A 10132-nucleotide genomic window follows, 5' to 3' on the forward strand; every position below is an offset into this window, starting at 1 on the left:
TGCAATGTTGCTTCGCGCTTCTGGTTTGGGGTACTTGCAGATTAACGGGGTAACGTAGTAGTTGCCGAAAAGCACTCGTTTGAGCGATGCCCTCCGGACAAATCCATAACGCAACGATCGACTCGCGCAGACAACGGCTACCCAATCGATTCATATGAAGAATCGACGAACTTGGAATGAAATGAGCCTAAGAAGTCGGAAAATTGACAGAAATCGCCTAGAAAATACTACAAATGTACGATACTTGATTTGAGCAAATTTGTTGTGAGCAGGCGGACTGATTTGTATAAATGCGTATCGAGTAGCGAATTTTTCGCTAAATGTTCCATGCTCGAGGCGACAGCGAAACCTGCGCCTCGTGTGCGGATTGTCTGCAGCAACTTTTTTGGGAGGAAGTCAGTTGTGGTCGGGGCCGATTTGGCCGATTTCGCTGGCGAGCGGCTGGTTTTGAGCGATCTGGCGATTTACAGAAAAGGCTAGCTGCGACTGGCGCGCTAGGATTTTGAATACGTTTTTGGAGTAGCTGCTTCGAGTTTTGGGCAGTCCGATAAAAGCCTCCGCCTCTTGGTAGGCGGAGGCTCGTTACCCATAGCTAGCGCAGAACTAGAAGCGGAAAGAGTTGGTGAGCTTGAAGGTGGTCGGACGATTGAGGGCGAACACGGGGCTTCCATCCGAGTTGAAGCGGATGATGCGCAGGTCGTCGCCTTGCTTGAAGACGTTGTCCACGTTGAGCTGGATGCGCCAATCGATCTTGTCGCCGTGCAGCTTGCCCTTGTAGTTGACCATCAAGCCGCCGGTGACGTGCGAGTCTCCTTCGATGGGGTTCTCCACGTCGCGTCGTACGGCGAGGAACTCGGTCTCGTCGATCAGGCCGTCTCCGTTAACGTCGGTATTGGGGAAGTTGAAAGGGAGTTCTTCGTCCGCAACTTCCACGACGTCGTATCCAAGGCCTTTACCGCTCTCCCAGCGGAGGTTGGTGCCAAAGGAGAAGCCCTTCATGAAACCGTCGCGGAAGCTGTAGTTGGCCACCACGCGGGCATTGTATTCGGAGATGCCGTGGCTGGAGATACCTTGGATGGCGAGGGCGTTCAGGATGTCGTCGCCAACGGTGTTCCAGAAGCGAGCGGTCAGTAGGCGATCCGGCTGAGGTATCGCTCCCATCGTCTCGACTCGGTAGTTGTTGTAGGGCAGCTCGCCGTCGACCTCGGTATCCCATACGGGTAGTTCGTCGGCTGCTGGCGAATCCGGTTCGGCCCAATATACGGTGGCGTCGTTGTGGCCGTTGGTGTGGTAGCCAGCGTCAAAGAACTGGTTCCAGTACTCGCCGCGTTTCGCCACGTATTCCAAGGTTTCCTCGTGCACGTTGGAAATGGCGTTTTCCAAGCGGGAGACGCTACCGCGGATACGCAGGTTGCGAGTGGGGTTCCAAGTGCCGCTGAGTTCCCATCCTTTGGATACGGAGTCTTGGGTGGTGTTTACGTTGGTCTCTGGTCTCCAGCTTATTTCCTCGTCTTCGAAGGTCCACTGAGGGTTGCCGTTGAAGTCGATGATTTGGTTGCCGTCGTCGTCGAGCTCAGGAACGCGATAGCCGGGGCTGTCGGTCAGCAGGTTGCCTTCTGCATCGATCCCCGTGACCCGGGTCCAGTCCTCGATGTTATAGGGAGTGGGGTCGCCGTTGGTGAACCGTCCATCGAGAGTTTGCAGCATGCGCCGCACCGTGTCCTCGAAGTTCTTCATGCGAGCCCACACGAGGGAACCGGCACGCTGGTTGACCTGGGCGGTTTCGTAGATGTTGAACTTGAGGTCGAGCTTGTTCTCGAAGAGGGTCAGTCCGACGCCGTATTCGGTGGTCTCACCGCCTTGGGAGTCGATGTTGCGACCGAAGCCATCGGTAGCGGGCGAGGTGAGGTCGAAGTTTTCCGACTCGTTGTAGAAGAAGCGGAGCCATGGCGTGGCGTGGAAAACGACGCTACCGGTGGTGAGGGCCTTGGTCTGTTCGAGCGTGGTAATAGGATTTGCAGTATCCCAGTCCGAGCGTTCGTCGCCATCGCTGATCTTATCCCAAGCGGGCGTCTCGTCGGGCAACCGTTCGTACATAATGCTGGCGACAGTGTCCTCGCGCCAGCCGATGGTGGATACGATGCGGTTGTTCCAGAAGAAACTCTGCAGGGACGCCCCGTACCCCTCTTGTTCCAATCCGTCGAAGGAGAGGGTGCGGCCGATGATGCCTTCCTCGATTTCGAGGCCTTCCTCGTTGATGAGCCACTCGCCGCGGTCGGAGTTTTCGTTAGTGTAGTAGTAGTGCCCGATGCGGTTGTCGAGGTGTGGGCGAGTGTTTTCCGGCAGTCCGGTGATGTTCAGGCTGGTATCGCCGAGCGCGACGGGGTCGCCAATGTAGAAGATCGGCCAGAACCAACGATTAGCCGAGTGCTGGTCGTTCTCGCCTGTCCTAGCGAGGTCCTCGTTGTAGGTGGCCACGTCGCTGGCTCTCCATCCAAGAGTCGAGTCTTTGGAAACCGAACCGAAGCCAGTGAGGCGGTGCAAGCCGAGGAAGCCCAAGCGGTCGGAGCGGTCGCGGAAGTCGAAGTCGTAGTTGGCTTGGATGAGGGCCGATTCCGATTCGTACTGCTCGTGTCCGCTGATGTGGCGTCCGTGGAAGAAGGGACGGAGGAAGTTCGGGTTCGGTTCCCGGTTGGCCACTTGCTCGAGGAAGAGCGTGTTGTTGGCCGCGATTTCCTGCAGCTCGGCTTGCGGGATGATTGCTGTGTTTCCTCCCTGTTTGCGTCGCTCGAGCGAGCCGCCGGCGTTAATATGGTCGACGATCATTTGAGCCTGCGTGACAGCTTGATCGAGCGTGGGGCGGATGGTGCCGCCTCCTGGAAGGTCCGTCCGCGTGGCAATCTCGCCGTTGCTGTCTAAGGTTACCAGATCCTTCACGTAGGGCGCTCCGAAGAACAGTCCAGGGTTTTGGATCGCGCCTGGGAGGTAGCGGTTGACGTCGATGGAAATCGCTTGGGTTTGTGCGAGAGGTCCAAAGTTTTGGTGACGCTCGTAGTCTTCTTTCAAATACGAAGCGGAGAGGTAGAAGTCGTCGTTTACCTTTTGCTCGAAGTTGAAGCCAAGCTTCTTGCTCTTGATGTCGCGGTAGTTTCCGGGAAGTGTGCCGAGCTCTTGGTCCATGAAGGGAAAGATTCCTTCGTCCAGAACCTGTGGGTCCGCGAACGCTTGACCGTCGCGATTGTCGAACGGGTGTGAACTGCGAGCAAAGCGAAGTCGTGTGCGTGGTTGCACAGCGCCGCCACGTCCGTTGGTCGGCTGTCGACCGGTAGTGGTGATGTTGCCGTAGAGGGTGGTGTACCCTTCGCCCCCTGGGCTGTAAGGGATGGACCAGTCACCGCCGGAGTAGGTGGCGTCACCGGAGTAGTAGCCGGTGAGGGCGCGTTCTCTGCCGTCCATGTGACGGATCCATTGGCCCTCGAATTCGAGGGGATTGCCGTCGGCGTCCGTTTTTAGGCGCTCGTCGAAGACGTAATCTCCGGTGGGGCGCGGACGTCCTTGGCTCTCATATGGCCAGGAAGCGTCGTGCAGGAAGTTGCGTTCGCGGAACTCCTCGAGACTCATGTCGCCGTAGGTGTCGGGATCAGAACTCTTGAGAGCAGCGAGTTGCTCGCCTGCGTTGTTCCAGCCTTCTAGCCAATCGCTTACGTTGTCCTGAGGCACGCGGTAGTTCGGTTTGCGAGCGTCGAGCGTGGTGTTTTCGATATAGGCATCGAGAACGGTGTTCTTGAAAGGTTTGTATTTGAATGTTAAATACGCCTTGCGGTCTAGATTTCTGGCGGTCTCCGCCATGAACCGCTGATCGTTGATTACGCCGGCGAAACGAGCGGCAAGCTTGTCTTCGATGAGGGTGCGGCTGAAGTCGACTTGCAGACGGCGCGTGCCGAAGTTGTCTAGCACGAAGTCGATCTTGTTGATGTCGCGCCGAAGATGAGCTTTCTTGGTGGTGTAGTTCACTACGCCAGCAGGCCGACCGAGCCCGAAGAGCAAGGAGTTAGGACCACGCAGGAACTCGGTACGCTCCATGTTGTAGCGGTCCACGGGGCCACGTACCTTGAGGTAGTTAGCGGACTTGGTCGCTCGGCCGAGGCCGCGAACGCGAACGGAGTTTTCCCTCGCATTAGGATCGTTGAAATCGCCGCCGATGTATCCACCGCCGCCGGGCGATGAGATGTTCTGAGTGTCGTTGGTGAGGTCGGTATCGACGCCGGCGACCATCGAGAGTGCCCCATCGAGATCGGTGGCGCCGAGATCGTCCATGAAGGCGTCGGTAAGAACGGTGACGGACGCCGCGACGTCCTTCAGCTGAGTGTTCAGTCGACTGCCAGCGGTGGTCGAGTTTGCGCGGTAGCCATCGTCGCCCTCTGAGGATACGGTAAAAGGCGACAGTTCGAAGATTTCCTCTTCGTCCGCTGCCTCCGAATTTTGGGCAGTGAGGTGTGCCCAGGGGGTAGTTGCTGCGAGCGTGACTGCTAACCAGCTGCTTTTCGGGATCTTTTTCATTTCGTTTTTTTGCAGTTTGTTCTGGGTTGCGTTACCCCCGCCTGCGGAACCGACTCTGCAGCTGTTTGTCGCAGGCTATGCGGTAGCCTTGTGGCCTACGGCGTGAGAAATTTCTCTGGGGGTAACGGTTTGTAAGCCAGCGTGCGACGCCGGGTAGTCTGTGCGGCTGCTGGCTGCAACTAGCCCACGACACATCTGCGGTTCGGGACAATGGAAGTCGGATCAATACTTATGAAGGGTATATGAAAGAAATTTGTTCCGCGTCGTCTTAATCGCCTAGAAATTTGGATACACGTCTAAGAGGCATGCATATAGCAAGGTCGATCTTGTCATATGCATGGAGATGATTTTACGAATCCGTTACGGTTTGTAGGAATCCGGATTCATGCAAAAACGGTATGAATCAAATCTATCGAAATTTGAGAGGCAGTTTTATGTGAAGAATTCTTAAAGGCGTTGAATCGCAGCGGGTACATTACCCGCCGCTCGCGGCGTCGCTAGTCTCTGCGATTCATCGAGCTCCGGAGCCCGAAGGGTCAAATCGTCGTGATGCCCCGTCGCGGTCTTCCGCGATCGACGAAGTCGACCCCTTGGGGCGGGGTGGCGATTTGAGGGCGAAGATATTCACTTCATCCGCTACCTTACTTTGGTAGCCGCCGTTTTCGTCTTATATGGGAACTCTCTTGTGCGGTACATGGATGCAAAAAGCCTCCGCTCCCAGATGGGAAGCGGAGGCTCGTGATTAGAGTTTTGATTTAGCCTAGAAATCGAATGAGTTCGTCAGCTTGAATGTAGTTGGCACGTTGATACCGTAGACAATCGTTTCGTCGGGGCGGAGGCGGATAGGACGGAGGTCGTCGCCTTGCTTGAAGAGGTTGTCTATATTGAGCTGGATACGCCAGTTGACCTTGTCGCCGTGGAGCTTGCCGCGGTAGGCGAAGCTCATGCCGCCCGTAACGATCGCATCGCTCTCGAGTGGATTGTTGAAGTCATCCTGGACGATGATGATTTCCCCTTCGTCAAGCACGCCGTTGCGGTTGATGTCAGTGGTGGGGAATCCCTCTGGCAATGAGTCTGCATCACGCACGATCAGGTTGTAGCCGAATACCTTGCCGCTTTCCCAGCGGAGGTTAGTGCCGACCGAGAAGCCCTTAAGCATGCCTTCGCGGAAGCTGTAGTTCGCGGTTAGGCGGGCATTGTACTCGGAGATGCCAGGGCCTGATGTTCCCTCGCTGCGAATCGCGTCCAAGAGTTCTGTGCCAAAGCGATTGTACAGGTTGGTCACGAGCAGGTTCGAGTCTGGCGCTGGCGTTTCATCGGGTCCGTACACGGTCGAGTCGCTGTCGCCGTTGGTGTGGAAGCCACGGTCAAAGAACTGTTGCCAGTACTCGGAGCGCAGTCTGACGTACTCGATGGACTGGCGCTCGATGTTGGTGAGCTCGTTCTCAAGTCTCGAGACGTTGGCGGAGATGCGTAGGTTCTTGTTTGGATTGTAGGTCGCGCTCAGTTCCCAGCCCTCGGATACGGAGTCACGAGTCACGCCCAAGTTGTTCAGGCGTTCGTACTCGTAGGTGTATTCAATAGTTGGGGATCCATCGGGGTTGGTCTGCGGCACCCCGTCCACGACGAGTTGCTGGCCGGTTCCCAAGGCTGGGTTGACGGTGGTCAAGACGCCATCGATCAGACGGATTTCCTGCCAGTCCGCGATGGTGAAGGCAGTTGCTTCTCCCCGCTGTCTCGCTAGGTCTTGTTCTTTGATGACATCGAGGACGTCGTTCTCGAAGTTCGGGATACGTTGCTCAAGACGGATAGCGGCGCCAGTGCCGAGTTGGTCTTTTTGGCGTGTGTCGTAGAAGTTGAACTTTAGGTCCAGCTTGTCCTCAAACAAACTCATGCCGAAACCGTATTCTTCGGTAAGGCCAGATGCGGGAGGATTGGGTCGTCCAAAGGAATCTGTGGTAGGACGGGTGAGGGCGAAGTTCTCCGATTCGTTGTAGAAGAAGCGCAGCCATGGTGTGGCGTGGAAGACGAGACTGTTGGTGCGGAGGGCCACCGTGGTGCGGTTTAGGACCGATGGGGCTGAGAGATCGAACTCGTCGATTCTCGAGCCTGATCCGCCTATTCCGCTGTCGAAGTCAATTTGGGTGGCGTCTACTGGATTGGTGAGGAAGAACGAATCGTTTTGAACGGTGTCCTTGCGGTAGCCGAGGGTAGCCACGATGCGATTGTTCCAGAAGAAGCTCTGCAGCGAGGCACCCCATGCGCCTGCATCGATCGAGGTGAGTTCGGCGCTGTTGCCGATGACGTATTGTCTCCATGTGACCGGGTTGGGCGCTACTTGCCAACTGCCTCGTGGCGAGGCGCCGGTAGCGTTGGTTGCGGTGAAGCCGTAATAGGGCAGCGAATCGCCTAGGTTGGGAACCGTGGTATCGGGAAGATCCGTTATGCGCAAGGCGGTGTCGCCGGGCTGTACTGCGTCCCCGATATACCATATCGGCACGAACCAGCGGCCGCTAGGTAGGTTTTCGGTACTGCCTTCGAAGGCTCCCGGGGTGTAGTCGGCATATCCCGAGGCGCGGTATGTGTGGGTTTGGTTCGAGTTGCCGGACATGAAGCCGGTGAGGCGATGATTTCCGAGGAAGCCGAGTTTATCCGACTTTTCCGAGAAGTCGAAGTCGTAGTTGAGTTGCGCGAGGAAGCCTTCGCTTTCGACGTTTCGGTAGCTCCCGATTGTGCGTCCGTGGAAGAATGGGCGCAAGTAGTTCGGGTTGGGCGTGCGCGCGTCGTTCTCTGGTGTGAATGGAAGGCTAGGATCGAGCAGGATTTGTTCGAGGAATGCTTGGTTGTTGGCAACCTGGATCCCGTTGCTCACGTTGGTTTGGGCGAGTGCCACTGCTGCTTCAAGCGTCAGGTTGGTCCTTACCGGCAAACCGTTTGCTCCGGTGAGTAGGCTTGGATTCGGGATCGAGCCTGGGAGGTACTTGTTGATGTCGATCGACACCGCTTGGGCTTGGGCGAGCGGCGCGAAGGTCTGCTCGGCGGTGTAGCTTTCCTTCAAGTACGAGAGGTTGAAGAAGAGGTCCTCGACGATCTTCTGCTCGAGGTTGAAGCCGAACTTCTGGTTCTTGACCTCGCGTTCGTTGCCCGGGAGGGCGCCGATCTCGTAGTCGAGGAAGGGGAATATTCCTTCGTCCGTGACCTGTGGGTCGACGAAGGCGCCTTCTCCGGGCGCAGCGTCGTTTCCGAATGAGCTGCGGTGAAAACGGAGCTGGGCGCGAGGGTTGTTGTTGTTGCCGGCGCTGAGGTTGGGAAGGAGTGTTCCGTAGCTGGTAAATTGTCCGCCAAGGGGAGAATCCCAACCATTTTCGGGAGTGTAGTAGCCGGTGAATCCGTTATTACGCGTATCCATGAAACGACGGTAGTTGCCTTCGTTTACCAAGAAATTGCCGTTTTCGTCGGTAGCCACTCTCGAAGCGATTGGGATGTCGGGAGAAGGCCCTGAATTACCATTGCTCGTGGCGCTCCACGAGGAGTCATAGACGAGATTGTCGTCGAGGTACTGCTGGAGCGGCTTGGTGGCTCCGGTGGGGTTACCATCTATATCCAGGATGTTTACCAAACCGCCGTTGGCAGCGGCATCAGCGTGGGCGCGATTGTATTCCCTCAACCAAGCGGAAGTGTTGTCTTGCGGGAGGCGGTAGTTCGGGCGACGTCCTTGGAGATGCACGTCCTCTACGTAGGCATCGAGCCGAGTGCTTTCGAAGGGTTTGTATCCGATTGTGAAGTACGCTCTGTTGTCGGTCTCGCCTGCGGTCTTCACTCGGTAGCGACGATCGTTGGCGACCCCGGCAAAGCGCACTGCCAACTTGTCCTCGATCAAAGCGCGGCTGAAATCGACCTTTAGGCGTCTGGTTCCGAAATTGTCGAGCTGGAATTCGACTTCGTTTTTGTCCTTAGCCATGAAGGCCTTCTTCGTCGTGTAGTTCACGACGCCGCCGGGTTCGCCCAAACCGAAGAGTAAAGCATTGGCTCCGCGAAGGAACTCGACGCGTTCCATGTTGTAACGGTCGAGCGGTCCGAAGGCCTCGAGATAGTTCGCCGCGTTTGTGGCGCTGCCGAGCCCGCGAACGCGAATCGTTCCCTCAGAAGCGTTCACGTTGTTGAAGTCTCCTCCGAGGTAGCCCGATCCTAGGTTGATGGCAGTGACGTCGGAGGTCACGTCAGTTTCGACGCCCGCCACCATGGAAAGGGCGGTAGCGACGTCGATGGCTCCGAGGTCATCCATGAAAGCGTCCGTCAATACGGAAACGGATGCAGCCACGTCTTTCAGTTGCGTGTTGAGGCGGCTGCCTGCGGTTGTTGACGTGGCGCGGTAGCCGTCGTCGCCATCGCTGGTAACGGTGAAAGGTGAGAGCTCGAAAATTTCTTCGTCTTCAGAGCTGTTGGTGGTCTGGGCGGAGACGTTTGCCCAGGTAACGCTGGCAGCTAGCGGGATTGCGACCCAGCTGCGTACAGGGTGTTTTTTCATGTTTTGCAGTTTTTGTTATGGGGGGTATTGCTACCTGCAAAGCCATGGATCCCGAGTTCTAGGATTCATTTCACACGATGAGCGCTCATTTTATCTGGGAGCGCGAGAGCCAAAGCTTGAGGTAACAAACAATTAAATGGCCGCGTGTATGAAGTGATCTCGAACGTCGGTTGAGAGGGATATCCCGCAAGTGAATCGATCCCGCAATAAACCTGAGTTTAATACATATGAAGTTTTGACCCGGTTTGGAGCAGCTCCTGCTCGGAGCTGAATCGAGTGGAGCCTGGTTTCCTGTCCCGTCACGCGTCGGATGTCGTTAGCGACGTGGCGCGTGGCGCAGGCTAAAGCGCGGCGCTACGATTGACGGGCTGGAGGAAAACCGTTGGATTGCGGCGGGTTCATCAAATAAAAAAGGAAGGCTCGGAGAGCCTTCCCATTGCGAATTCGTTTTTTGTGCTAGGACTTAACGGAGGCGCCTCCTTGCCGTGGCAATTGCCAGTACGCCGAGACCGAGCAGGGCAACGGTAGGACCGGAATCAGGTACATCGGCAGCTCCGGAATTGGTCGCTGCTGTGACGATCACCAATTCGCTGGATACGCTTGCTCCGGGTGTGAAAAAATCCCCTATGCCTCCAATAAGTGGATACGGCGGTGCGAAGGGACTGGCGCCTACGTCGAAGGAGAAGAAGAAGTTTGTGGCAGCCATGCCTTCTGTCGCTCCGTCGCCGATGGTTCCGTCCATGTCGTAGACGAGACTGAAGAGGTCGACGAAAAGGAGGTCGAAAGCTGCTACAAGGGAATTGCCGCTAAAAGACATGGAGAAATCGCTGACCTCGCCAGAGAAGCCGTCGATCTGTCCGTCCGTATTGATATCCTCTGCGGTGAAGGATCCCGTTACTACGGCTCCTTCTTCGTAGCCACCTTGGGTGAAATCGTAGCTGATGCTAACTGCTTGGGAAGAAGTGGCCGCGAGGGTTAGAATCGCGACGAAGTAGAGTTTTTTTATCATGATCGTGAACTGTGTGTTTGTTGTTTAGGAAACGC

3 protein-coding genes are annotated in these 10132 nt (G+C 56.3%); all 3 read right to left on the reverse strand.

Annotated elements, in window-relative coordinates; all coding sequences use genetic code 11:
- Positions 1 to 603: 603 nt before the first annotated feature.
- Entirely contained in the window at positions 604 to 4560 is a 3957-nt protein-coding gene (locus IEN85_RS11070) for a TonB-dependent receptor plug domain-containing protein (protein ID WP_191617150.1), read from the reverse strand.
- A 760-nt stretch (positions 4561 to 5320) separates the two neighbouring features.
- On the reverse strand, positions 5321 to 9088 hold the full coding sequence (locus tag IEN85_RS11075; RefSeq protein ID WP_191617151.1) for a TonB-dependent receptor plug domain-containing protein: 3768 nt from the start codon (positions 9086 to 9088) through the stop codon (positions 5321 to 5323).
- A gap of 463 nt (positions 9089 to 9551) precedes the next feature.
- Complete coding sequence (locus tag IEN85_RS11080) at positions 9552 to 10097, reverse strand: VPDSG-CTERM sorting domain-containing protein (protein ID WP_191617152.1); 546 nt, start codon at positions 10095 to 10097, stop codon at positions 9552 to 9554.
- Positions 10098 to 10132: the final 35 nt, after the last annotated feature.

This window comes from Pelagicoccus enzymogenes (genome assembly GCF_014803405.1).
Taxonomy (GTDB): Bacteria; Verrucomicrobiota; Verrucomicrobiia; order Opitutales; family Opitutaceae; genus Pelagicoccus; species Pelagicoccus enzymogenes.

Excerpts from the sequence above, each read along its gene's own strand:
- IEN85_RS11080 (WP_191617152.1), bottom strand. The coding sequence starts at position 10,097 with ATGATAAAAAAACTCTACTTCGTCGCGATTCTAACCCTCGCGGCCACT.
- IEN85_RS11075 (WP_191617151.1), bottom strand. The coding sequence starts at position 9,088 with ATGAAAAAACACCCTGTACGCAGCTGGGTCGCAATCCCGCTAGCTGCC.
- IEN85_RS11070 (WP_191617150.1), bottom strand. The coding sequence starts at position 4,560 with ATGAAAAAGATCCCGAAAAGCAGCTGGTTAGCAGTCACGCTCGCAGCA.